The sequence below is a fragment of the Bacillus cereus group sp. BfR-BA-01330 genome, assembly GCF_022663885.1.
In the GTDB taxonomy this organism is placed as follows: domain Bacteria; phylum Bacillota; class Bacilli; order Bacillales; family Bacillaceae_G; genus Bacillus_A; species Bacillus_A cereus.
Map to the genome: position 1 here is coordinate 241,302 of NZ_JAKUGK010000001.1, position 23,001 is coordinate 264,302.

Sequence of the window (23,001 nt, forward strand, 5' to 3'; positions counted from 1 at the left end):
AATGGCAAAGGAGAGAGAAAAAATGTCTAATTTGATGGTTGAAAATCAAACAGAACAAGTTTCTATATTTTTAGAAGATGCTATTAATTTGATAACCAATTATGTAAATTATCATACGTTACCTTCTTTATTAGAGGAAACACCAGCAGGGAATGAGCGATATTATAAAGGGTTATTAGCATCAATGAGACGACTTCTCGTTTTTTGCGAAGAAGGACAGGATGCATGTTTTGTTTTGTTGAATAGCCAGCCATTTCGAAAAACAGCAGCTGAAAAAATTTTATATAAGATTTACCATCAAGTAATTGCAGAGTTTTTTTCACCGAAGAGTGATCATTGGTATGAAAATAGTCGGTCTGCATATACAGGGAAAAATTCTATCGTTTTTCAACAAACACCACCTGCATCTTTAGAGCAAGTGATGAAGAGTTTAGAAGGTAAATTTCAATTGATGCGTGAAGAACTAGAATATTATGAGACGGATTATCAGACAAAGATGTTACACAAATATTGATTGAGGAAAAGAAGCTAAGGTGACTTAGCTTCTTTTCCTTTTGTACAGTTATATAAGGGATTTTCATTGAATATAGTTAAGTGGATAGCATTAGGGAGGTGCAACATGAATCAGCAAGGTGTATTTACAGATTACTTTCATGAAGTAGAAAATTGGTGTGAAAGTGTTCTTCACGTATTAGATAGTCGCGCAATGGAAGTGTATGATGTCCATATGCTTGCTTATAAAATTCAGACGTTATTAGAGCGTATGAAAGAGCATGAGTATGAAACAGATGCAGAGTTTATGTATGAAATAAGCGATGATGTAGAACATATTCAGCATCACTTGCAGGAAGTATTTATGCAAGAAGAAGAGGAATATGAATTATATGAAAGAGGGGATAGTGAACGAGCTGTCCCAATTGGAGGACATACACTCCCGCCATTACCTTATCCATATAATGCGTTAGAACCGTATATTTCTAAAGAAATTATGATGTTACATCATGATAAACATCATCGGAGTTACGTGGAAGGATTAAATAAAGCAGAGAAGATGATGGAAGAAGCGAGAAAAACAAATAAATTTGATTTAATTAAGCATTGGGAAAGGGAAGCGGCTTTTCATGGGTCAGGTCATTACTTACACACGATATTTTGGAATAACATGAAAAAAGACGGTGGTGGAAGTCCAAGAGGAACTTTTTCACAACAAATTGAACAAGATTTTGGGAGCTTTTTACGTTTCCAAAAACATTTTACAGAAGCAGCCTCTAAAGTAGAAGGTTCAGGCTGGGCAATTCTCGTTTGGGTACCCCGGTCTGGAAGGTTAGAAATTTTGCAAAGTACACTTCATCAATTATTTACACAATGGGATACGATACCGCTCCTTGTACTAGATGTCTGGGAACATGCGTATTATTTACAATACCAAAATCGAAAAGATGAATATATTAAAAACTGGTGGAATGTTGTAAATTGGCCTGATGTAGAAAAAAGATTTGAAACTGCGAAACAAATTGAATGGACACCATATTAGACGCAAATTCTCTGCGTCTTTTTTAATGGAAGTAGAAGGAAGATTTCGTTCATATTTTAAAAGGCCAAGCATACACTTGTACAAAAAGTGCCAAAAGGACGTGGGGGGAAATATGAGACGAATTTGTGTAATCATTACGCTTCTTATGATGTATGCAAGCGTTATGCCGATTCCTACATATGCAAAGATGAACAGCAATGTTAGTGCTCGAAATGCTGTATTAATGGAGCAACAGTCTGGTCGTGTATTATACGGAAAGGCAGAACATGAGCCTCAAAAAATTGCTAGTATAACAAAAATTATGACCGCCTTATTAGCTGCTGAATCAGGGAAGATGAAAGAAATGGTATCAGTTAGTAATGAAGCGGTGAGGGTGGAAGGATCGGCAATCTATTTAAAGCCTGGACAAAAAGTGAAGTTAGAAGATTTAGTATACGGACTCATGCTTAGATCTGGTAATGACGCAGCGCAAGTAATTGCTGAAAGTGTGGGTGGGAGTATAGATGGATTCGTATATTTAATGAATCAAAAAGCGAAAGAAATTGGAATGAAAGATACGCACTTCTCAAACCCTCATGGCTTAGATGGAGATGGATCACATTATTCGTCGGCTTACGATATGGCATTATTAACGAAATATGCAATGGGAAACGAGACATTTAAGAAAATCTTTGGAACCAAAACATATAAATCAGATTCTTGGGATTACCCGTGGAAAAATAAACATAAGCTGGTAACGTCTTATTATGAATTTGCAACAGGGGGAAAAACAGGCTTTACGAAGAAAGCTGGGCGAACGCTTGTTACAACGGCATCAAAAGGTGGACTAGATTTAATTGTCGTAACTTTGAGTGCCTCTAGTGATTGGGATGATCATATGAATTTGTTTGATAAAGGTTTTGACCGTTTCAAACAAACGAAAGTTTTAGGACAAGGAGCAATTGCTGAAATAAATGAAAAGAAGTATGCCAACCATGTTTATACGAAAAATAGTTTTTCGGTACCGTTAACTGAAGAAGAAAAAAAGAACGTAGTATTAAAAGTTGAACTCGATAAAAGTACAAAACTTACGGATGGAGTAAAGGTTGGGAAGACAGACATTTATGTTGGTAATGAAAAAGTTGGAGAACGGAATTTATTTTATAGTAAACGAAAGTTAGTAGCTACAACGGGACTTTACTGGAATAATGTGAAAGAAATTTTTTCTTACATGATAGGTGTTGGGAACGATGGTTAATCTCGTATGGGTAGCGATGGCTGTCATTGGGATTGTATACGCCATGATAAATGGAACGATGGAAGAAGTGAATAAAGCTGTATTTGACGGAGCAAAAGATGCGGTAACGATTTGTATAGGACTTATTAGTGTTTTAGTATTTTGGCTCGGTTTAATGAAAATTGCAGAGGAAGCCGGATTGTTAAAAAAATTAGTTACACTTTTTATGCCGATAGTAAAAAGGTTGTTTCCAGAAATACCAAAGGATCATCCGTCTATGGGATTTATTCTATCAAATATGATGGCAAACTTTTTTGGTCTAGGTAATGCAGCGACCCCTCTTGGTATTAAAGCGATGGAACAACTGAAAGAGTTAAATGGAGGAAAGGATTCGGCGAGCCGTTCTATGGTGACGTTTCTAGCATTAAATACATCAGCTATTACATTAATTCCTACGACAGTCATTTCCATTCGAATGACGTATGAATCAGCGAATCCTACTGAAATTGTTGGGGTAACATTTATTGCACAAGTACTTTCTATGATTGGGGCAATTTGGATTGACCGCTATTTTTACCGAAGAAGGAGTAGAAAGGGGCGGAAAAAATGAGCATTGTAAATACAATTTCCTTATGGGTAATCCCTTGTGTAATTGGTTTTATCCTTTTATATGGCACAATAAAGAAAGTGCCGACGTATGAATCGTTCGTTGAGGGAGGAAAAGAAGGGATTCAAATTGCAATTTCCATCTTACCGTTTATGGTTGGAATGCTTGTGTCTATTTCTATATTCCGGTCTTCAGGTGCGTTAGATGCAATGATATCGGTAATGAAGCCAATGTTAGATTTGATCCATGTTCCAGCAGAAATTGTACCCTTAGCACTTATACGCCCTATTTCAGGCTCTGCTGGTTTAAGTATTACGACCGATTTAATTGCAACATATGGGCCAGATTCGTTTATTGGGAGATTGGCTTCTACGATGCAAGGGAGCACAGATACGACTTTCTATATTTTAACTGTATATTTTGGAGCGGTTGGGATTAGAAAAATGGGGGATGCACTAAAAGTAGGACTTTTTGCAGATTTAATCGGGATTATATGCTCAATTGTGTTCGTTTCTTTATTGTTTCAGTAATACTATTCATTTTTTACGCTATTTCGCTTATAATACGTATACGACCACTATTAAGGTGTAGCTTAATAGTGGTTTTTTTATGTGGTATTTTTGACAAAATGATGAACTTTTATTGTGAGAAATATGAAAAATATGGACAATAATAAAGGGTAAAAACATGATTTGACCTTTATATGTTTATTATCATCGCTATGTTGTTTAAGTAAGATGAAGCGAATAGCCGTAAAGCGTATGCGGTTGCCAAGTCTTTCTAATGTAAGGTAAGATAAATTCGAGGTGAAAAAAAGAAATGGAACGATTACAAAAAGTGATTGCGCAAGCAGGTATTGCATCGAGAAGAAAGGCTGAGGAATTAATTCAGCAAGGAAAAGTGAAAGTTAATGGAAAAATAGTGAAAGAGTTAGGGACAAAAGTAACTCCTCAAGATAAAGTAGAAGTAAATAATATCCCTCTTGAAAAAGAAGAACCTGTTTATTTTTTACTATATAAACCAACTGGCGTAATTTCAAGTGTATCAGACGATAAAGGAAGAAGTGTTGTAACGGACTTTTTCCCGGAAATTACACAACGTTTATTCCCAATCGGACGCTTAGATTATGATACGTCTGGTGTATTATTAATGACAAACGATGGGGACTTCGCAAACGTATTAATGCATCCTAGATATAAAGTTGAAAAAACATATGTTGCAAAAATAAAAGGGCCATTAACAGGTGAGAAAATTCGCATGTTAGAACGCGGTGTTACGTTAGAAGACGGTAAAACAGCACCAGCACGTGTGAAAATTATTTCTTGGGACAAGCGTAAAGAGATGGCTATTGTACAATTAACAATTCATGAAGGACGTAATCGTCAAGTACGTCGTATGTTTGAAGCGTTAGACTGTAAAGTAGTGAAATTAAAACGTGAACGTTATGCTTTCTTAGAAGTAGGAAGCCTGCGACCTGGTGATGCGAGAGAATTGACACCACATGAGGTGAAACAATTACGCGCGCTTGCTTCTACAAAGCCAAGATAAGCTATAGAGTTAAAAATTCACCAGTGGAGTGCTCTGCTGGTGATTTATTCAATACAACATTTACAGAAGATAATACATAACATTTACCGAGGAGAGGAGAGGTAATATGAAGAAAAATCGCTTATTATTTCGCGTTATTATTCTACTCATTTTATGTGGTGCTGTAGGATTTACTCTTTATCAAGGATTCTTTGCTAATAAAGAGAAAATGCAAATCGGAAAAGAAGCACCTAACTTTATTGTGACGGATTTAGAAGGAAAGAAAATTGAACTAAAAGATTTAAAGGGAAAAGGTGTATTTTTAAACTTTTGGGGCACGTGGTGTAAACCTTGTGAAAAAGAAATGCCTTATATGAATGAATTATATCCAAAGTATAAAGAAAAAGGCGTTGAAATCATAGCGTTAGATGCAGATGAAACGGATATTGCAGTAAAGAACTTTGTGAACCAATATGGTTTGAAATTCCCAGTTGCCATTGATAAAGGACAAAAGATTATAGGAACATATGGAGTAGGTCCTTTACCGACAAGCTTTTTGATTGATAAAGATGGAAAAGTAGTGGAGCAAATTATAGGGGAACAAACGAAAGAACAGTTAGAAGGGTATTTAAAGAAAATTACTCCGTAATAAAGAAAGCCTTTACATAAGGGGTGCGTGTTTATAGTGCCTCTGGTTTAAAAATTCTGAGTATTGCGGTAACTTGAGGTTAGAATATACAATAGTACATATAGATACAGGGGCGGTGAGAGTGTTGAAAGAAATTAAATGTGAATGTGGACATGTTAATCCGATAGGAACCGTTTTTTGTGAAGCTTGCGGGAAACCATTTGAAAGCAATGAAAATGCAAAACTATTGGATATGCGCTATGAGGGGAGTGCACGGAGATCTCTCACGCAGACAAAAACGATAGTCGATAAAATTTGGAGCTTTTTCTCTTCTGTAAAAGTAGGTGTATGGCTAATCGTAATAACTTTAGCTGCATCAGCGATAGGAACTATATTTCCGCAAGAAATGTACATAACTCCAGGTATTGCACCAGCTGAATATTATAAACAAGAATACGGATTTTTAGGACAATTATACTATCAATTAGGGTTTAATAATTTATACGGTTCATGGTGGTATATGATTTTGATTGCTTCTATCGGTATTTCACTTGTGATATGTAGTTTAGACCGCGTTATTCCACTTTATAAAGCTTTAAAAAAGCAAGGCGTAAAAAGACATCCTAGTTTTTTAAAGAGACAGAGATTATATGGGACTGGTACACCGCAAGAAGGTGACCTGGAAAGAGTGCAAGAGAATTTAAAGAAAAGAAACTATAACGTGAAAGTGGAAGACGGAAACGTTTTAGCAGAAAAGGGACGCTTCTCGCGTTGGGGTCCATATGTAAATCATATCGGTCTTATTATCTTTTTATTCGGTGCGATGCTTCGTTTTTTACCGAGTATGTACGTAGACGAAGCACTTTGGTTACGTGACGGTGAAACGAAAGAAATACCAGGGACGGATGGACAATACTACTTAAAAAACGAGAAATTTATAAAAGAAGTTTATGATAAAAGTAAGGACAAGGAAGTTTTTGATGAAGCGATTGATCGTGTAGGCGATAAAATGATTGCGAAAAACTTCCAAACGAATGCCGTATTATATAAAGCAGTAGGAGAAAATATAGCAGGACAAAAACCGAAATTAGAAAAAGTAAAAGAAGCGGAAATTCGAGTGAATGAACCACTGAAATTTGATCAATTTGCAGTGTATCAAGTGGATTATAAAGAAAGTGAATTTAAAAGTATGTCCTTTAACTTGCAAAATAAAGAAAATAATCAAAAGTGGGGACCAATTAAAGTAGATTTAACGAATCCTAAGGAAAAATATGATTTAGGAAATGGTTATTCTCTAGAACTATTAAGCTATTTTCCTGATTTTTATTTTGATGAGAATGGAAAACCAAATACAAAAACGAAATTACCAAACAATCCTGCATTTGTATTTAAAATGTTTACACCTGAAACACCAGATGGTGAAGTGAGTTTTGTTGGTATTCAGCAAAATATAGAACCAGATGGAAACAACAAATATAAAATGTCGTTTGCAGGTGTTGAAATGCAAAATGCAACAGCACTTACTGTAAGAAAAGATTTAACGCTTTGGATTCTCGGCATTGGAGGATTTATATTTATGGTTGGTGTCATTCAAGGTATGTATTGGAATCATCGCCGTATTTGGATACAACGTGTTAATGATGAATGGTGGATTGCAGGGCATACAAATAAAAATTGGTTCGGTTTAAAGAAAGATATTGAAAGAGTACTAGAAGGTACAGCAATTCCACAGCCAAATGATAAAGTAATTGATAAAAAAATTAGTTAAGGTGGGGAAACGATATGGTGCAAATAAGTAGTAACTTTCTCTTTACCGCATTTATTTTATATTTAATTGCCACTCTATTTTTCGGGGGAGCAATTAAAGAAAAGGGTCATAAATGGGCAAATGTAGGAATAACGATTACAATTTTAGGGTTTATTGCACAAACAGTATATTTTGTTACAAGGTGGATTGCATCAGGACATGCGCCAGTTAGTAACTTTTTTGAATTCGGTACATTTTTCGGCATGATGCTTGTAGGAGCATTTATTGTCATGTATTTTATGTACCGTGTAAGCATAATCGGACTATTTGCATTACCAGTTGCGCTTTTATTAATTGCCTATGCAAGTATGTTTCCGAGGGAAATATCCCCGCTTATTCCATCTTTAAAAAGTAATTGGTTACATATTCACGTGACGACGGCAGCAGCAGGACAAGCCATTTTAGCGATTAGTTTTATTACAGGTGTTATGTATTTATTGAAAAATGTAGATCAATCGACGAGAAGTAAACGTACATTTTGGCTAGAGACGGTAGTATTTACACTTGTTTGTACAGTTGGATTTATTGGAGTAACAACGGTATTTTCTAGTATGAAATATGAAGCGAAGTTTCAATGGATTGATAAAAATGAACAACAAGTGGAAATGAAATACAATCTTCCGGCTTTAGTTGGACCGCACGAAGGGAAGTTACTGACAGAAAATAAATTAGAACCGGCAGTTGAAGTTCCAGCGATTGTAAATGCGAAAAAATTAAATACTGTTATTTGGTCAGTGTTAGTTGGAACATTACTGTATATTGTATTAAGACTTGTTTTACGGAAGCGAGTATCGGCGGCACTTCAGCCGTTAGTAAAGAATACGAATAGTGATTTACTAGATGAAATTGGATATCGATCTATTGCAATTGGATTCCCAGTGTTCACATTAGGTGCATTAATTTTTGCGATGATTTGGGCACAAATAGCGTGGACACGTTTTTGGGGCTGGGATCCAAAAGAGGTTTGGGCACTTATCACTTGGCTCTTTTATGCGGCAGTATTACATTTACGCCTATCAAAAGGATGGCATGGAGAGAAGTCAGCTTGGCTTGCAGTAATTGGTTTTGCAATCATTATGTTTAACTTTATTGTAGTAAACTTAATTATTGCCGGTTTACATTCATATGCATAGAGAAATAAAATAGGGGAGTGCATGTCACTTTCCTATTTTATTTTTGTCAACTTTTCTTCTTTTTTGAGAAAAACATGACAAAGTAGCGGTTGATTTTGTAAAATGATGTCGAGGACATTATATGCTGTTCAAAAAAAATACATAGTTTTGGAAAAAAATTGAACAAAATTTATTATTCTTGTGAAGCATAATATGGGAAGTGAAACATTTAGAAGATTGCTTAAATAAACGAGAATAGCGCAACATAATAGTTAAAGAAGGGTAGGTGTGAACCGCTGAGGTGAGAGTGCGCAGCGGGTAGAGATGGAAAATGAATCAAGAATTTTAATTGTAGATGATGAGGATCGTATTCGTCGTTTATTGAAAATGTACTTAGAAAGAGAACAATATACGATTGAAGAAGCAGATAATGGTGATACAGCTTTAGAAATGGCGTTGCAAAATGATTACGATTTAATCTTATTAGATCTTATGATGCCTGGTAAAGATGGCATTGAAGTATGTAAAGGGGTTCGTGAGAAGAAAGCGACACCAATTATTATGCTGACAGCAAAAGGTGAAGAAGTAAATAGAGTACAAGGATTTGAAGTTGGAACAGATGATTATATTGTAAAGCCATTTAGTCCACGTGAGGTCGTACTACGTGTGAAAGCGGTATTACGTCGTGCTGTACCAACAACATTCTTTACACAAGATACAACGACAAAAGATGTTACTGTATTCCCGCACTTAACAATTGATAACGATGCACACCGTGTTACTGCAGATGGTAATGAAGTAAACTTAACGCCGAAAGAATATGAGTTACTATTATTTTTAGCGAAAGCTCCTGATAAAGTATTCGATCGTGAGCAACTGTTAAAAGAAGTATGGCAATATGAATTCTTCGGAGATTTACGTACAGTTGATACACATGTAAAGCGTTTACGTGAGAAGTTAAGCAAAAAATCACCAGATGCAGCGAAAATGATCGTTACTGTTTGGGGTGTAGGTTACAAATTTGAGGTTGTGAACGACTGATGCTTTGGAGAAGTGTAGTAGGGAAGTTATGGATGACCATATTACTTCTCGTTTCGTTTGTTCTTGGATTTGTTGCGATTTTACTTTCACAGTTTTTTAGAACGTATTATGTTGATATGAGTGAAGCTAGGCTTCAAAAAGTTGCAACAAGTGTTTCAGAGTTAATTGAAGAAGGTGCCGATGTAAAAACGATTGAGAATATCGCTTACAAATTCTCTGACCCACTTTCAAGGATTATTATTGTAGAAGATGGTAAAGAAATCTCTTCTTCACCGAAACAAGAAGGGTTAGTCACTCTTACAATGGATGACTTAAAAGAAGATAAAGAATTAGCGGCTGTGTTTACAGACAAAAAAGAAATTAAGAATAATATTAGAAAAGCGTCTAATAGTAGGAAGAATAAAAACACCGAAAATGATATTATGATCGTCGGAAAACCAGTGCAATCAAAAAATCAAAGTGCAGTGTTCGTATATGAATCTTTACAAGTACCGATACAAGGTATGGAAAGAACAACTGATTTTATTTTCTTATCGGCTGGAATTGCGATTATATTAACAACTTTCTTTGCGTTCTTCTTATCTACTCGGATTACAGCACCGCTTCGTAAAATGCGTGAGGTTGCTTTTGAAGTGTCACGTGGGAAGTTTGATGCAAAGGCTCCTATGGTATCTCAGGATGAGATTGGTGAGCTTGCAACGGCCTTAAACCAAATGGGAAAACAGTTGAAGTTTAATATGAACGCCTTGCAACAAGAAAAAGAGCAGTTAGCAAGTATTTTGAGTAGTATGGCAGATGGGGTTATTACGTTAAATCAAGAAGGTGAAGTCGTTGTAATCAATCCGCCGGCCGAACATTTCTTACAAGTTTGGCAAGAAGAAAAAGAGATAGAGCTCAGTAAAAAACTACCTTCTGAACTTGTGGAATTATTCCATCTCGTTGTAGAAAGCGAACAACAACAAGTTGTTGAAATTAATTTACAAAAAGGAAACTATGTAGTTCTTATGACGCCGCTTTACAATCAAACGAAAATTCGTGGAGCTGTAGCAGTACTGCGAGATATGACGGAAGAACGTCGTCTTGAAAAGATGCGTCAAGATTTTATTGCGAATGTATCACATGAACTTCGTACACCAATGGTCATGCTGCAAGGGTATAGTGAAGCGATTTTAGATGATATTGTGCAAACGAAAGAGGAAATAGATGAGTTTGTTCAAATTATTTATGATGAATCTGTTCGTTTAGGTAAACTTGTAAATGAATTGTTAGATTTAGCTCGTATGGAAAGCGGTCATGTAGAGTTACATATTGGTGAAGTGGATATACATCCGTTTGTTGAAAAAATTGGTCGTAAATTCCAAGGAATTGCAAAGGATAAAGAGGTCGCGTTAACGGTTGATTTCAAAGATCCAATTGAACAATACCCGTTTGATGCAGATCGTATGGAACAAGTATTGACGAATTTAATTGATAACGCAATACGTCATACGAATGCAGGCGGACATGTAACGCTTGTAATTGATACGAAAAATAACGGTCTTATTTTTGAAGTACAAGATTCGGGTGCAGGCATTCCAGAAGAAGATATTCCATTTTTATTTGATCGTTTCTATAAAGCTGATAAAGCAAGAACACGTGGGAAAAAGGGTGGAACAGGACTCGGGCTTGCGATTGCGAAAAATATTGTTCAAGGCCATGATGGTAAAATTTCTGTATCAAGTGTTGTTGGAGAAGGAACTACATTCTCTGTATATTTACCGAATCGTATAATTTAGATATGCGTTTTTAAAGTTGATAATGAATAAAGTTCTGCTGTTTTTTATTTTTTTGTAAACTCAATTAAATAAAGAATGGTAGAACTTTTTTCTATGTTGCTCGAATAAAGAATAACAAGAGAGGTGCTGTGAAGAAATGAAATTATATACAAAAACAGGAGATAAAGGAACGACAAGTGTAATAGGTGGCAGGGTTGATAAAGATGATATCCGTGTGGAAGCGTATGGAACAATAGACGAGGCAAATTCTCATATTGGATATGCAATGACTAAGCTTCAAGGCGGAGCTTTTATAGATATTTACAATGAGCTCGAAAATATTCAACATGAACTATTTGATTGCGGAGGAGACTTGGCAATAGTGGAACAAAAAATTCCTTATAAAGTGACAATTGTGATGGTTGAAAGTTTAGAAAGAAAGATTGATTTATATATAGAAGAAGCCCCGCCACTAGAACGCTTTATTTTGCCAGGTGGTAGCGAGGCAGCGGCTACTATTCATATTGCACGTACTGTTGTAAGGAGAGCAGAACGCTCTATAGTATCATTGCAAAAAGAAGTGAAAATAAATGAAGTTGTATTAAAGTATGTAAATAGATTATCTGATTATTTGTTTGCGATAGCTCGAGTAATAAATGCCCGATTACAAGTGAAAGATGTGGAGTATAACCGTAGTGCATTAGTTTTTCGTGATAAGAAAGAGAAGGAAGTGGAATAATTCACTTTCTTTTTTTGTATACTTTTTTCTGTAATATACCAAAATAGAGAAGGTATGGTGGTAATTAGAAAACGGAGGATGTATATGAAAGTTTTAAAATGCGGTGTCATGTTATTGAGTATACTGTTTGTATCTCAATTACATGTTTATGCAGAAGAAAATCGATGGACATGGCCTGTTGAAGGTCAGATAAGTGATTATTTTGGGACAAGGCATGGAAAACACTATGGTATTGATGTAGCTGCGCCGATTGGAACGCCTGTGGCAGCTATCCAAGATGGTAAGGTAACGAGGTCTTATTATTCAAGTAGTTATGGAAATGTTGTATTTATTAAACACGGAGAATATGAGGCTGTATATGCACATTTAAATAAGAGATATGTGGATCAAGGAGATTATATTTCCAAAGGAGAAAAAATTGGAGAAGTAGGGAACACGGGAGAATCGCGAGGTGCGCACTTACATCTAGAACTTCATCAAGGAAGATGGACGATGACGAAAAAGAATGCGATGAACCCATTGCTTGTTTTAAGTGAACAAAGAAATGAAGTTGTTTCTTCGTCATTATATGTCGTACAAAAAGGGGATACTTTAGTTAGTATTGCACGGAAATTTAGTATGACACTTAAGGAAATTAAAGAAAAAAATGGATTGCAGCAAGAGCTAATTTATCCTAATCAACAATTATATGTTAAGTAAAGGAAACGCTTCAAAAATTAAACTTTGAACAAATTTATGTTCTTCTTAAATAAGATTCAATATAAATGAAATTATATGGGCGCTTTTGCTAGAACTATTGAGTGAATCAGAGCATCTATATCTAAAAGAAAACCGTCCCAAAATTTATTTTGGGACGGCTTCTTTTACCAAAAAATAAAGACACATATAAATCCAGAAATAGCTAAATAGCTATATAAGTAAAAAACTTTTGTTCTTGTTTTCTCTTTTGTTCGAAACAGTACGATAGTCGGTTCAATTAAACCGATTGTCAAACAAAGTAGGCCAAGAAGCATACAACCAATCGAGATAGAATACAGGGCGATTTGTGGTGCTTGAAATGGAATCATCCATTTTAATAAAAATGCAATAAGTGCAGTGTAACAAATACTACCGATGTATTTATTCAGTGGTGTATTAGAACGAAAACCAGGAAGTTTTTTTAAGAAAGAGCGGGAAACAACTTCTGTTTGTAAAGATGTATGCTCTTCAATAATTTTTTGAGCTTCTTTTCCTTTTTGAAAAAGAGATAAGATCCAATTTCGCTCACCCTGAAAAATAAATTGAGAAGTTGTCAAATAGTGATCAATCTTCACTTTATTCCAACTCTTCCACGGATGACGCTCACACAATTTTAATTTACTTTCTGTTTTTTTATCATACTGATAAATACTGATGCCATCTTCATCGAAAGTAGCATAGTATGTCTCGTTTGAGAATGTGCCTAAATCAATTGGGCAGTAGAAAAGTAATTCTTTTTTTAAGTAAAAGTATTCTTTTCTTAAGTTTTTTTTCATTGCTTCTCGAATAGAATGTCTCTTGTCTTTTTTCATGACATTTCCTCCATAACTCAGAAAATGTTCTTATCTTAACAATTCAATATCTTATCACTTTTAATTATATATGACTAGGTAATTCAAAAGAGAAATGCCGAATAATAAAAAATATGGATTGTATTGTAAAATATCTCGCAATTCATTTGTTGTTACGAAAAATAAATAACTAATTTTAAATAAGTTACAATTTTTTAGTTCACAATGTTATGAGGTTGTTGTATAATGAAGGGGAAAATAGAATATCGGTCTATCTTCGGGGCAGGGTGAAAATCCCGACCGGCGGTGATGAACTATTTATGATTTTGTTCTAAGCCCGCGAGCCGTTAAGGCAGGATTTGGTGTGATTCCAAAGCCGACAGTATAGTCTGGATGGGAGAAGATGGAGGTTCAAGCGTTCAAAAAAGATATGGATTTGAACGTCTGTTTGATGTGCCTTAAATTCTCCCTTTGTGTAAAACACAAAGGGTTTTTTCGTTCTATGAAAAAATAGGCATAGCAGAACCTTTCCACTTTCCATGAGATGATCGATGGAAAAGGAGAGAGAAAGATGAAACAAAAAAACAGTGTAGTGCAGATGGTGAGTGTAGCGATGCTAAGTAGTATTGCATATTTACTAATGATGTTGGATTTCCCGTTCCCAGGGCTTCCGCCATTTTTGAAAATTGATTTTAGTGATGTACCAGCTCTAATTGCGGCAATTATCTTTGGACCAGTAGCAGGAGTGATTGTAGAGGCGATAAAGAACATTTTACATTACGGGATTCAAGGAAGTTTAACGGGAGTACCAGTTGGAGAAATTGCAAACTTTATTGCAGGATGTTTATTTATTGGGCCAGCAGCTTTCTTATTTAGAAAGTATCGTACTGTGAAGAGTTTAACTACAGGATTAATGCTAGGGACAATTACAATGGCACTTATTATGAGTGTATTAAACTACATCATCATATTCCCGGCGTACACTTGGTTTTTAAATTCACCAGCTATGTCTAGCGAAGCTATAAAAACAACGGTTGTAACGGCAATCTTACCATTTAATTTAATTAAAGGGATTGTTGTAACAATTGTATTTGTAGCATTATTCTCACGCCTGAAAGTATGGGTGTTTGCAAAAATGAAAAATGCATAATATATACTAAAACCATTAGTAGTGTGAAACTACTAATGGTTTTTTATTAAGGAAAATAAAATTTAGATACAAAAAACGCCCCTCATCAATAGGAGGGGCGTTTTTTGAAGTTAATAAAAGACTATTCGAATTTTAAAGCGTCTCCGTCGAATGATTCGTCAGCAACTTTAATTGAGTCAGTTGGACAGCCTTCGAATGCATCCATCATATCTTCAATTAATACATCTGGAATTTCAACGATACCTTGGTTATCATCTAATGTTACAAATGCAATACCTTCATCATCATAGTCATAAATGTCTGGTGCAGCAGCGCCACAAGCACCACATGCAATACAAGTATCTTTATCAACGATTGTATATTTTGCCATCTTTTTTCCCTCCTGATAATATGTATGTGAAAAGCTCGCCATAAAAATTATAACCTTATTGTAAAACGGTTTGTAAAACTTTTCAACATAAAATTATAATGATAATGCTTATCAATTAGAGTGTCAACTTATTTTTGAATTATGTCATAAGATTTTCAAAATACGTAAATATGATTTCGTTTGATACAATAGAATATATACAAGTATATAGTTCTTATATGATAAGTTTAATGAGCGACAGTAGATAGTGTAATTGTACTGAAAAGAATGAAGTTAAGATTGGAAGGTGGAAGCGGTCATGCAAATACAATATACTTTGTTGCATTGTTTAAAACAATTGAATGGTGAAAGAACCGTTTCTTCTATTTATTATTTACTAAAGGGCAAACGTTCTTCGCAAACTTTACAAGATGGAAATATGTTCCGAATTTCTTTTTTGTTCGGAATATATAAATCATTAAATAGAAATGACTATGATGGTGAAGTTGCAAAGTTGTTGCAAGCGGATTTTATTCAAGAAATACATGAAAATACATATGTGTTAACACCTACGGGTAAAATGCAGTTACATAAATGGGAGGAAGTTTATGCTTTTCCGGCGCATTTGCATGGTTTACATTATGGTGAATTAGGTGAAACATTTTGGAAAAGATTATCATTAATTATTCAAACCATATCAAATTTACAACAGAATAATACGAGGTTTATTCCAATTCAGCAAGATACAGAAATAATGATGTGGGTGAAACGTTTTCTAACAGGAAGGCCATATAAGAGAAGTGAGTTGGCGAGAAAACTATGGACAGAAGTACATAATCTTTTAGAAAAGAGTAATGCGATAGAAGCGACGATTGTAACATATCGATTAACGGGTTATGAACGCATTGGTTGTACATTGCAACAATTAGCAGAAATTACGAAACAAGATATATTCAGGGTGTATTTTTTATTTTGGGGTACAATACATTTCTTTATACAAGAAGTTCGTGATAAAGAAAATGAATTTCCGCTATTAGCTGAAATTATATCTTATCCAAATGAGAGAGCTGAATTATTTAGTTTATCCACGAAAAAAACATATAATTTTTGGAGACAAGGACGTTCTTTAGAAGAAATAGCGACGATTCGGAATTTAAAGGTTGCAACGATAGAAGATCATTTTGTTGAAATTGCTTTGCGAGAAAAAGATTTTTCTATTGAAATGTTTATGGAAAAAGAAAAGATAGACAAAGTAATAAAAGTAATTGAAGCATTGCAAACGCGGAAGTTACGTGTTTTGAAACAAGCGGTTGGAGAAGATATCTCTTATTTTGAAGTTCGTCTTGTATTAGCGCGGATGGAGGGTGTAAATGAAACTTGAAGAATATTTATATAAGTGGTTTGGATATTCTGAATTTCGTCCAGGTCAAAAAGGAGTAATTACAGATTTATTAGAAGGAAAAGATGTGATAGCAATGCTTCCGACTGGAAGAGGGAAATCTATGTGCTATCAGTTTCCGGGGCTTATGCGAGAAGGAACAGTGCTTGTTGTATCACCGTTATTATCTTTAATGGAAGATCAAGTGACACAATTAAAGTATGTTGTGAAAAACCGAGTGATAGCATTTAATAGTTTTCGGACATTAAATGAAAAAAGAGAAGCGATGAAAAAATTATCTTCATATAAATTTATTTTTGTTTCACCAGAGATGTTGCAGTCGGAGTTATTAATTAGGGAATTGAAGAAAATTCATATTTCATTATTTGTTGTTGATGAGGCTCATTGTATTTCTCAATGGGGTTATGATTTTAGACCGGACTATAAAAAACTAAATGTAGTTATTGAAAATATTGGTTCTCCTACAGTATTAGCATTGACAGCCACAGCGACAAAAGGGGTACTGCAGGATATCGCAGATAGTTTAAATTTAAAGGGTGCCGCGGAACATGTATACTCTATTGATCGTCCTAATATTGCAATGGATGTGCAATTTGTAGAGACGATAGAAGAAAAGAAAGAGGCGCTTTTAGAGCAGGTGATGTATTTACAAGGGCCGGGGATTGTATATTGCTCAAGTAGAGCGTGGACAGAAAGGTTAACGGAATACTTGAGAGGGAAAGGTGTTACTGGTGTAGCTTTTTATCATGGTGGTATGGAACATGAAGAGCGTATGTTAATTCAACAGCAGTTTATGAACGATCAATTGCAACTTGTAATATGCACAAGTGCATTTGGTATGGGGGTAAATAAGGCGAATACGCGATATATTATTCATTTTCATTATCCAACTAATATAGCCTCTTACTTACAAGAAATCGGAAGAGCTGGAAGAGATGGCGAACCGAGTATAGCTATTTTATTATGTAGTCCGTTGGATCATGATTTACCAATTTCAATCATTGAGGATGAATTGCCAAGTAAGTCACAAATAAAATTTTTATTTTCTTTACTACAAGAAAGAATGTTTCAAACGAAGGAATTACCAATAGAAGATGTAGAAGAAATTTGTTATAATGCAGCAAGATTTAATGAGCAATATTGGCGTTTCGTTCGTTATCATCTCGAACAGGTTGGAATTATACAACAACGAAGATTATTATTAGAAGGTTTGTCAGATGAAATCATGAACCGATTAATAGCTGAAGTAGAAATAAGGTTGCGTAATAAATATAGTGAGCTAGAAAATATGAAGTCATGGATACAAGTTAAAGGGTGTAGACGTGAATATGTGCTGCAACAGTTCGGTTATAGGAAAGAGCAAGAGTTAATTAATTGCTGCGATTATTGCGGTATTACCAAAGAAGATTATAAAAAAAGACGAGCGCAACAATCGGATTTCGACTATAATTGGGAAACAGAGTTACAAAAGCTTTTCGGCCTAGAAAAGATGGAGGAATGATGAACATTCAAAGGCATAATGTTGAAGATATGAGTCCGCAGGAAATAAGGCTGAATCTATATATAACACAGTTAATTATTATCGGTATTGGCTGTTTACTGGCATATATATTATTTAAAGATGTAAAAGAAGTCTTTAATTTATGGAAATGGGAACCAGTATCTATACTTATTATAGGTGGTTTGTTAGCGATTGGTATTGTGTTATTAGATTATGTTGCAATGCGAGTGTTTCCGGAGTCATGGTTTGATGATGGTGGTATTAACGATAAGATGTTTCGAGGAATGTCCGTTCTACACTTACTCGTTATTACGTTCTTGATTGGTTTTGCAGAAGAATTTTTATTTAGAGGTGTAGTACAGACTCATTTTGGAATTGTAATTGCGAGCTTCGTATTTGCAGTGTTACATATTCGTTATATAACAAAGCCATTTTTATTTTGTTTCGTCTGTTTCATTAGTTTTGTCTTTGGTTATGTATTTGAATGGACAGGAAATTTGTTTATAACAATCTTTGCACACTTTCTTGTTGATTTTATAATGGGACTCCAATTAAGAAAATAAATGGAAGGTGGTGGTGAACAACATGAGGAAACGAATTCCTGATTTTGAAGAGGAATTAGAAGTTGAGCGAGTGGAAGAAAAAGAAAGTTTACCGCCGCGTAGTGAAATTCATAGAAATAAAGAGAAAAAACAAAAGTTTAAAATAAATCACATTTTCGTCCGGGTTTTAACATTTCTATTCATTCTTCTGCCGATTAGTATTTTGTGGTACACGGATAAATATATTCAGGTGAAGGGTGATAGTAATAATGCTGGAAAAAGTGCGTTTGAAGTAATCTTCTTTGATTCAGCTAAATCTGAGTCGCAGAAACATTCTGAAAAAGTAATAACGCATACTGTGAAAGAGGGAGAAACTTTAGAAAGTATAGCGAAGCAATATTTTTCAGATGGAAATGGAATTGAAGTAATTAAAAAGTATAATAACTTGCAGGAAGATGAAGTGAGTGCAGGTCAAGAATTAAAAATTCCGATAAAAGATAAGTCCACAAAGCAAGAAAGCTAGCGAGTTAAGCGATCACAGTTTGTTATAAAAGCCTAGGATTATCTTTATGAGGAGGGAGTCAAAAATATGATATGGATTATATTATTCAGTACTCTCATAGGCATGGGGATTTTATTACTTTTTGTGATGTATAAAGAAGCGATGCGTAATACGGTGTTGGAACATACTTTAGTATTTAAAGAATTTCCGAAAAGTTTTCAAAAAGTAAATGTGTTTTTTATTTCTGATATTCATAGAAGGGTCATTTCGAATTTGTTAATTGAACAAGTAAAAGGAAAAGTAGATCTCGTAATTATCGGAGGAGATTTAGCAGAGAAAGGTGTCTCTTTATCAAAAATCTCTGCGAATATTCAAAAGTTAAGAGAGATAGGTCCTGTATATTTTGTGTGGGGAAACAATGATTATGAGATAGAATATCATGAATTAGATGCGTTATTATTAGAAAATAACGTAAAAGTTTTAGATAATACAAGAGTGGTATTTGAGTCTGAATTAGGAGAGAAAATTTGTTTGCTCGGTATAGATGATGTTGGATTGCACCGTGATCGTCTAGATTTGGCATTGGCGGATTGTAAAGAAGATGGTTTTCGTATCCTAGTTAGTCACAACCCTGATATAATAAAAAAAATGTCTGGAAATGAACAGATTTCACTTGTGTTAAGTGGACATACGCATGGAGGACAAATCCGATTATTCCCATCTAAAAAATATTTAAAAGGTGGCGTATATAACCATTTGAATACGATTCTCTTTGTTAGTAATGGGTATGGAACAACATTGATACCACTTCGTTTCCGAGCACCTGCTCAAACACATATCATTACATTGTGCGGAGGGAAATGATGCCAACTCTTAGTGGGAAATATAATATAAAAGCCGTTTCGAATATAATTGGAGTTCAGCCGAGTACGCTTCGTGCATGGGAAAGACGATATCAAATTATTGCCCCAAAGCGGAATCAAGCTGGGCATCGCTTATATACAGAAGAGCATATTCAAATTTTAAAATGGTTAATGGAAAAAGTTTCTTCCGGTATGATGATTGGACAAGCAGTTCAGTTATTAGAAGAGAATCGTTTGCAGAGTACAGTTCAAAAAGAGATACATTTCGATAAAGAAGTTGTTTTAGTGGACGATTTGCTACAAGCTTTGTTAAAATTTGATGAAATTACAATTGCTGCATTATTAAACGAAGCTTTTAGTATATATTCAACAGAAAAGGTTGTTGCCAGTATCGTTCTTCGAGTGACAGACAAATTATTAACGTCAAAAAATAATAATGAGATTTCAATGGTGCAATTTCAATATGCACTATCATTTTTACAAACGCGTCTAGGGATGGTGTATCACAATGCCTCAATGTTTTCCTCTTTACACAAAGTTATTGTGTTAGAAAAGGATGCATTGAAAGGATTTATTTTTTCAACTTATTTACGCTTAAAAGGATATGAGGCGATATATATTAGGACAAGCTTAGCTGAAGATGGTATGTTATCAGCGGTAGAGGAAATACAGCCGAAATATGTATTTATATCTTTTGCTGACGAACAAGAAATGAAAAAGACGATGAACTTTATAAATTTATTACAAGAAAAAAGGGAATCTCTTTCTGTTGGATTTATTGGAAAGCTAGGCGTTCTAAACCAGTTGGACATTGAAACAATCTTAATTGGTGATACGAAAGAAGAATGGGATGGATGGTTAAAAATGTCGGAATAGTTGTTCGAAAAGAACCATCTATTTTCTATTTCATATAATAAAAATTAGATGCATTGGTTACGTAGGGAGGGTATGAGATGAGGCTGGAACGATTAAATTACAATAAGATAAAAATTTTTCTAACATTTGATGATTTATCTGAACGAGGATTAACGAAAGAAGATTTATGGAGAAATGCACCGAAAGTACAGCAATTATTTCGTGATATGATGCAAGAAGCAAATAAGGAATTAGGGTTTGAAGCAGATGGTCCGATTGCAGTTGAAGTGTTTTCTCTACAAGCACAAGGGATGGTTGTAATTGTAACGAAAGAAAATCAAGAAATGGATACAGATGATGAGTTCCGTGACGAGTTTATTGAAATGCAAGTGACTCTAGATGAAAGTGAGCATATATTATATGAGTTTGCTACGCTAGATGACGTAATTAACCTGTCGAATCGCTTATATAACCTTGGTGTAACTGGCGGAAAGCTATATACGTGGGATGAGCGCTTCTATCTTTGGGTGGAAGAAGAGGAACAAATTCAATTGTTAAAGGCGGATTTTATAGCTATTTTAGCGGAATACGGTAATCCGTCTACAGCAACCATTTATCGCATCATGGAGTACGGTAAAGAATTAATGGATGTTAACGCGATAGAACAAATACACAATTACTTTGTGAAAAAACAAAACCTCAGCTAATACAACATAGCTGAGGTTTTGTTTTTATTTGGAGAAGGGAAGGGATGATTGTAAATACTCGAACATACTTTTTGAAAATAAAATATGCAGTTTTATGGGAGTGTGGTTGATGAAAATAAAAAATATTTAAATATTTAAGTATTTTACTTTTCTAAAAGTAATAAAAGGACTATAATAATAGTGAAAACGCTTGCAACAGAAAATAGTTTGTATATATTTGTTAGCGTTTTCTATTGCATTCCAAATTTAAGGGTGTATACTAGGCAATGAAGGTTTACTAAACAAGTGAAATTACAGGGGGTTTACTTACTATGGTAGCCGAAAAGGGAACTCAAACAAAAACACAACAACAAAGGGAACAACATTTTGAACTATTGAATTCAACACAAATTGTTATTAGTGAAGCGTTAGAAAAATTGGGTTATCCAAACGAAGTATATGAATTATTAAAAGAACCAATTCGTATGATGACAGTGAAAATACCAGTTCGTATGGATGACGGGACTGTTAAAATATTTACAGGATATCGTGCGCAACATAATGATGCTGTTGGTCCAACGAAAGGTGGAATTCGCTTCCATCCGAATGTAACAGAAAATGAAGTGAAAGCACTTTCAATCTGGATGAGTTTAAAATGTGGTATTGTTGATTTACCATATGGTGGAGGTAAGGGTGGAATTATCTGTGATCCACGTGAAATGTCATTCCGTGAGTTAGAAAGATTAAGCCGCGGTTATGTACGAGCAATTAGCCAAATCGTAGGTCCGACGAAAGATATTCCAGCTCCAGATGTATTCACAAACTCTCAAATTATGGCGTGGATGATGGATGAGTATAGCCGTATTGATGAATTTAATTCACCAGGATTTATTACAGGTAAACCGCTTGTATTAGGTGGATCACATGGACGTGAAACAGCAACAGCGAAAGGTGTAACAATTTGTATTCGCGAAGCTGCTAAAAAACGTGGCATTGATATTAAGGGTGCACGCGTTGTTGTTCAAGGATTCGGTAATGCTGGTAGCTTCTTAGCTAAATTTATGCATGATGCAGGTGCGAAAGTTATTGCAATCTCAGATGCTTACGGCGCGTTACATGATCCAAACGGATTAGATATTGATTATTTATTAGACCGTCGTGATAGCTTCGGTACAGTAACAAAGCTATTTAACAATACAATTTCAAACAAAGAATTGTTAGAACTTGATTGCGATATCTTAGTACCAGCTGCAATTGAGAACCAAATTACAGAAGAAAATGCTAATGATATTAAAGCAAAAATCGTTGTTGAAGCTGCAAATGGTCCAACAACATTAGAAGCGACTAAAATTTTAACAGATCGCGGAATTTTGCTTGTTCCAGACGTGTTAGCAAGTGCTGGTGGTGTAACAGTATCTTACTTTGAGTGGGTACAAAACAACCAAGGTTACTACTGGACTGAAGAAGAAGTAGAACAACGTTTAGAAAAAGTAATGGTAAGATCATTTGATTCTATTTATGAAACAGCACAAGTTCGTAAAGTGAACATGCGCTTAGCGGCGTACATGGTTGGTGTTCGTAAAATGGCTGAAGCAAGCCGCTTCAGAGGTTGGGTATAAAATATTATATCTTGAGAAAACGTGATTTCCTTTCGAGGGAA

Annotated in this window: 24 protein-coding genes and 1 riboswitch; of the genes, 22 read left to right on the plus strand and 2 right to left on the minus strand. The window is 34.9% G+C overall.

Features of this window, described 5'->3' with window-relative positions; translation table 11 throughout:
- Positions 1–22: 22 nt before the first annotated feature.
- The 13 genes from MR112_RS01315 to MR112_RS01375 all read left to right on the plus strand — a co-directional run bounded on the left by MR112_RS01315 (position 23) and on the right by MR112_RS01375 (position 12,664).
- Positions 23–514: a YpuI family protein gene (locus tag MR112_RS01315; protein ID WP_000067557.1), complete on the plus strand. Its 492-nt coding sequence runs from the start codon at positions 23–25 to the stop codon at positions 512–514.
- Between the two features lie 105 nt (positions 515–619).
- Complete coding sequence (locus tag MR112_RS01320; RefSeq protein WP_001075741.1) at positions 620–1,534, plus strand: superoxide dismutase; 915 nt, start codon at positions 620–622, stop codon at positions 1,532–1,534.
- A 112-nt stretch (positions 1,535–1,646) separates the two neighbouring features.
- Positions 1,647–2,771, plus strand: coding sequence for a D-alanyl-D-alanine carboxypeptidase DacB (gene dacB, locus MR112_RS01325; protein WP_001252638.1), 1,125 nt, complete (start codon positions 1,647–1,649; stop codon positions 2,769–2,771).
- Positions 2,764–3,360, plus strand: coding sequence for a spore maturation protein SpmA (gene spmA, locus MR112_RS01330; protein WP_000247811.1), 597 nt, complete (start codon positions 2,764–2,766; stop codon positions 3,358–3,360). Before dacB ends, spmA begins: the two co-directional genes overlap by 8 nt.
- Positions 3,357–3,887, plus strand: coding sequence for a spore maturation protein SpmB (gene spmB, locus MR112_RS01335; protein WP_000029514.1), 531 nt, complete (start codon positions 3,357–3,359; stop codon positions 3,885–3,887). The genes spmA and spmB overlap by 4 nt, the downstream gene beginning before the upstream one ends.
- Positions 3,888–4,176: 289 nt before the next feature.
- Positions 4,177–4,905, plus strand: coding sequence for a 23S rRNA pseudouridine(2605) synthase RluB (gene rluB / locus MR112_RS01340; RefSeq protein ID WP_000440556.1), 729 nt, complete (start codon positions 4,177–4,179; stop codon positions 4,903–4,905).
- A gap of 106 nt (positions 4,906–5,011) precedes the next feature.
- On the plus strand, positions 5,012–5,533 hold the full coding sequence (gene resA, locus MR112_RS01345) for a thiol-disulfide oxidoreductase ResA (protein WP_000742192.1): 522 nt from the start codon (positions 5,012–5,014) through the stop codon (positions 5,531–5,533).
- Positions 5,534–5,654: 121 nt separating this feature from the next.
- Complete coding sequence (gene resB / locus MR112_RS01350) at positions 5,655–7,280, plus strand: cytochrome c biogenesis protein ResB (protein WP_000910522.1); 1,626 nt, start codon at positions 5,655–5,657, stop codon at positions 7,278–7,280.
- 14 nt (positions 7,281–7,294) lie between these two features.
- Positions 7,295–8,452: a cytochrome c biogenesis protein ResC gene (gene resC, locus MR112_RS01355; RefSeq protein WP_000250083.1), complete on the plus strand. Its 1,158-nt coding sequence runs from the start codon at positions 7,295–7,297 to the stop codon at positions 8,450–8,452.
- A 303-nt stretch (positions 8,453–8,755) separates the two neighbouring features.
- Entirely contained in the window at positions 8,756–9,472 is a 717-nt protein-coding gene (resD, locus tag MR112_RS01360) for a DNA-binding response regulator ResD (protein WP_000426861.1), read from the plus strand.
- Complete coding sequence (gene resE / locus MR112_RS01365; RefSeq protein WP_000964673.1) at positions 9,472–11,247, plus strand: sensor histidine kinase ResE; 1,776 nt, start codon at positions 9,472–9,474, stop codon at positions 11,245–11,247. The genes resD and resE overlap by 1 nt, the downstream gene beginning before the upstream one ends.
- 136 nt (positions 11,248–11,383) lie before the next feature.
- Positions 11,384–11,965 (plus strand): cob(I)yrinic acid a,c-diamide adenosyltransferase, encoded by a 582-nt coding sequence (locus MR112_RS01370; protein WP_000781268.1) that lies wholly within the window; start codon positions 11,384–11,386, stop codon positions 11,963–11,965.
- An 84-nt stretch (positions 11,966–12,049) separates the two neighbouring features.
- On the plus strand, positions 12,050–12,664 hold the full coding sequence (locus MR112_RS01375; protein WP_226369080.1) for a peptidoglycan DD-metalloendopeptidase family protein: 615 nt from the start codon (positions 12,050–12,052) through the stop codon (positions 12,662–12,664).
- Positions 12,665–12,828: 164 nt separating this feature from the next.
- On the opposite strand, the gene MR112_RS01380 is transcribed toward MR112_RS01375, so the two are convergent.
- The gene (locus tag MR112_RS01380; RefSeq protein WP_000710837.1) at positions 12,829–13,515 is read right to left on the minus strand and encodes a hypothetical protein; all 687 of its coding nucleotides are present in this window, start codon (positions 13,513–13,515) and stop codon (positions 12,829–12,831) included.
- A 248-nt stretch (positions 13,516–13,763) separates the two neighbouring features.
- Positions 13,764–13,903: riboswitch (FMN riboswitch) on the plus strand.
- 162 nt (positions 13,904–14,065) lie between these two features.
- On the opposite strand from MR112_RS01380, the gene MR112_RS01385 reads away from it, so the two are divergent.
- A complete protein-coding gene (locus MR112_RS01385) occupies positions 14,066–14,644 on the plus strand; it encodes an ECF transporter S component (RefSeq protein ID WP_000810855.1) in 579 nt (192 codons plus the stop codon).
- A gap of 121 nt (positions 14,645–14,765) precedes the next feature.
- On the opposite strand, the gene MR112_RS01390 is transcribed toward MR112_RS01385, so the two are convergent.
- Positions 14,766–15,014 carry a ferredoxin gene (locus tag MR112_RS01390; RefSeq protein ID WP_001151993.1) on the minus strand — a complete coding sequence of 83 codons (249 nt, stop codon included), beginning with the start codon at positions 15,012–15,014 and terminating at the stop codon, positions 14,766–14,768.
- Positions 15,015–15,312: 298 nt separating this feature from the next.
- Here MR112_RS01390 and MR112_RS01395 point away from each other — a divergent pair, with 298 nt between their 5' ends.
- The 8 genes from MR112_RS01395 to gudB all read left to right on the plus strand — a co-directional run bounded on the left by MR112_RS01395 (position 15,313) and on the right by gudB (position 22,960).
- Entirely contained in the window at positions 15,313–16,374 is a 1,062-nt protein-coding gene (locus MR112_RS01395; protein ID WP_001167004.1) for a YpbB family protein, read from the plus strand.
- Positions 16,364–17,893, plus strand: a complete 1,530-nt coding sequence (gene recQ / locus MR112_RS01400; protein ID WP_048655803.1) for an ATP-dependent DNA helicase RecQ — start codon at positions 16,364–16,366, stop codon at positions 17,891–17,893. The genes MR112_RS01395 and recQ overlap by 11 nt, the downstream gene beginning before the upstream one ends.
- Positions 17,893–18,456, plus strand: coding sequence for a CPBP family intramembrane glutamic endopeptidase (locus tag MR112_RS01405; protein WP_226369081.1), 564 nt, complete (start codon positions 17,893–17,895; stop codon positions 18,454–18,456). Before recQ ends, MR112_RS01405 begins: the two co-directional genes overlap by 1 nt.
- A 22-nt stretch (positions 18,457–18,478) precedes the next feature.
- A complete protein-coding gene (locus MR112_RS01410; protein WP_001231553.1) occupies positions 18,479–18,958 on the plus strand; it encodes a LysM peptidoglycan-binding domain-containing protein in 480 nt (159 codons plus the stop codon).
- 66 nt (positions 18,959–19,024) lie between these two features.
- Positions 19,025–19,801 carry a metallophosphoesterase gene (locus MR112_RS01415; protein WP_000637791.1) on the plus strand — a complete coding sequence of 259 codons (777 nt, stop codon included), beginning with the start codon at positions 19,025–19,027 and terminating at the stop codon, positions 19,799–19,801.
- On the plus strand, positions 19,801–20,676 hold the full coding sequence (locus MR112_RS01420) for a MerR family transcriptional regulator (RefSeq protein ID WP_001142718.1): 876 nt from the start codon (positions 19,801–19,803) through the stop codon (positions 20,674–20,676). Before MR112_RS01415 ends, MR112_RS01420 begins: the two co-directional genes overlap by 1 nt.
- 77 nt (positions 20,677–20,753) lie before the next feature.
- Entirely contained in the window at positions 20,754–21,362 is a 609-nt protein-coding gene (locus tag MR112_RS01425) for a genetic competence negative regulator (RefSeq protein WP_001235402.1), read from the plus strand.
- 311 nt (positions 21,363–21,673) lie between these two features.
- The gene (gene gudB, locus MR112_RS01430) at positions 21,674–22,960 is read left to right on the plus strand and encodes an NAD-specific glutamate dehydrogenase (protein ID WP_000225173.1); all 1,287 of its coding nucleotides are present in this window, start codon (positions 21,674–21,676) and stop codon (positions 22,958–22,960) included.
- Positions 22,961–23,001 lie beyond the last annotated feature (41 nt).

Coding starts and splice junctions, on each gene's coding strand:
- MR112_RS01315 (WP_000067557.1), top strand. CDS start 23: ATGTCTAATTTGATGGTTGAAAATCAAACAGAACAAGTTTCTATATTT.
- MR112_RS01320 (WP_001075741.1), top strand. CDS start 620: ATGAATCAGCAAGGTGTATTTACAGATTACTTTCATGAAGTAGAAAAT.
- dacB (WP_001252638.1), top strand. CDS start 1,647: ATGAGACGAATTTGTGTAATCATTACGCTTCTTATGATGTATGCAAGC.
- spmA (WP_000247811.1), top strand. CDS start 2,764: ATGGTTAATCTCGTATGGGTAGCGATGGCTGTCATTGGGATTGTATAC.
- spmB (WP_000029514.1), top strand. CDS start 3,357: ATGAGCATTGTAAATACAATTTCCTTATGGGTAATCCCTTGTGTAATT.
- rluB (WP_000440556.1), top strand. CDS start 4,177: ATGGAACGATTACAAAAAGTGATTGCGCAAGCAGGTATTGCATCGAGA.
- resA (WP_000742192.1), top strand. CDS start 5,012: ATGAAGAAAAATCGCTTATTATTTCGCGTTATTATTCTACTCATTTTA.
- resC (WP_000250083.1), top strand. CDS start 7,295: ATGGTGCAAATAAGTAGTAACTTTCTCTTTACCGCATTTATTTTATAT.
- resD (WP_000426861.1), top strand. CDS start 8,756: ATGGAAAATGAATCAAGAATTTTAATTGTAGATGATGAGGATCGTATT.
- resE (WP_000964673.1), top strand. CDS start 9,472: ATGCTTTGGAGAAGTGTAGTAGGGAAGTTATGGATGACCATATTACTT.
- MR112_RS01370 (WP_000781268.1), top strand. CDS start 11,384: ATGAAATTATATACAAAAACAGGAGATAAAGGAACGACAAGTGTAATA.
- MR112_RS01375 (WP_226369080.1), top strand. CDS start 12,050: ATGAAAGTTTTAAAATGCGGTGTCATGTTATTGAGTATACTGTTTGTA.
- MR112_RS01380 (WP_000710837.1), bottom strand. CDS start 13,515: ATGAAAAAAGACAAGAGACATTCTATTCGAGAAGCAATGAAAAAAAAC.
- MR112_RS01385 (WP_000810855.1), top strand. CDS start 14,066: ATGAAACAAAAAAACAGTGTAGTGCAGATGGTGAGTGTAGCGATGCTA.
- MR112_RS01390 (WP_001151993.1), bottom strand. CDS start 15,014: ATGGCAAAATATACAATCGTTGATAAAGATACTTGTATTGCATGTGGT.
- MR112_RS01395 (WP_001167004.1), top strand. CDS start 15,313: ATGCAAATACAATATACTTTGTTGCATTGTTTAAAACAATTGAATGGT.
- recQ (WP_048655803.1), top strand. CDS start 16,364: ATGAAACTTGAAGAATATTTATATAAGTGGTTTGGATATTCTGAATTT.
- MR112_RS01405 (WP_226369081.1), top strand. CDS start 17,893: ATGAACATTCAAAGGCATAATGTTGAAGATATGAGTCCGCAGGAAATA.
- MR112_RS01410 (WP_001231553.1), top strand. CDS start 18,479: ATGAGGAAACGAATTCCTGATTTTGAAGAGGAATTAGAAGTTGAGCGA.
- MR112_RS01415 (WP_000637791.1), top strand. CDS start 19,025: ATGATATGGATTATATTATTCAGTACTCTCATAGGCATGGGGATTTTA.
- MR112_RS01420 (WP_001142718.1), top strand. CDS start 19,801: ATGCCAACTCTTAGTGGGAAATATAATATAAAAGCCGTTTCGAATATA.
- MR112_RS01425 (WP_001235402.1), top strand. CDS start 20,754: ATGAGGCTGGAACGATTAAATTACAATAAGATAAAAATTTTTCTAACA.
- gudB (WP_000225173.1), top strand. CDS start 21,674: ATGGTAGCCGAAAAGGGAACTCAAACAAAAACACAACAACAAAGGGAA.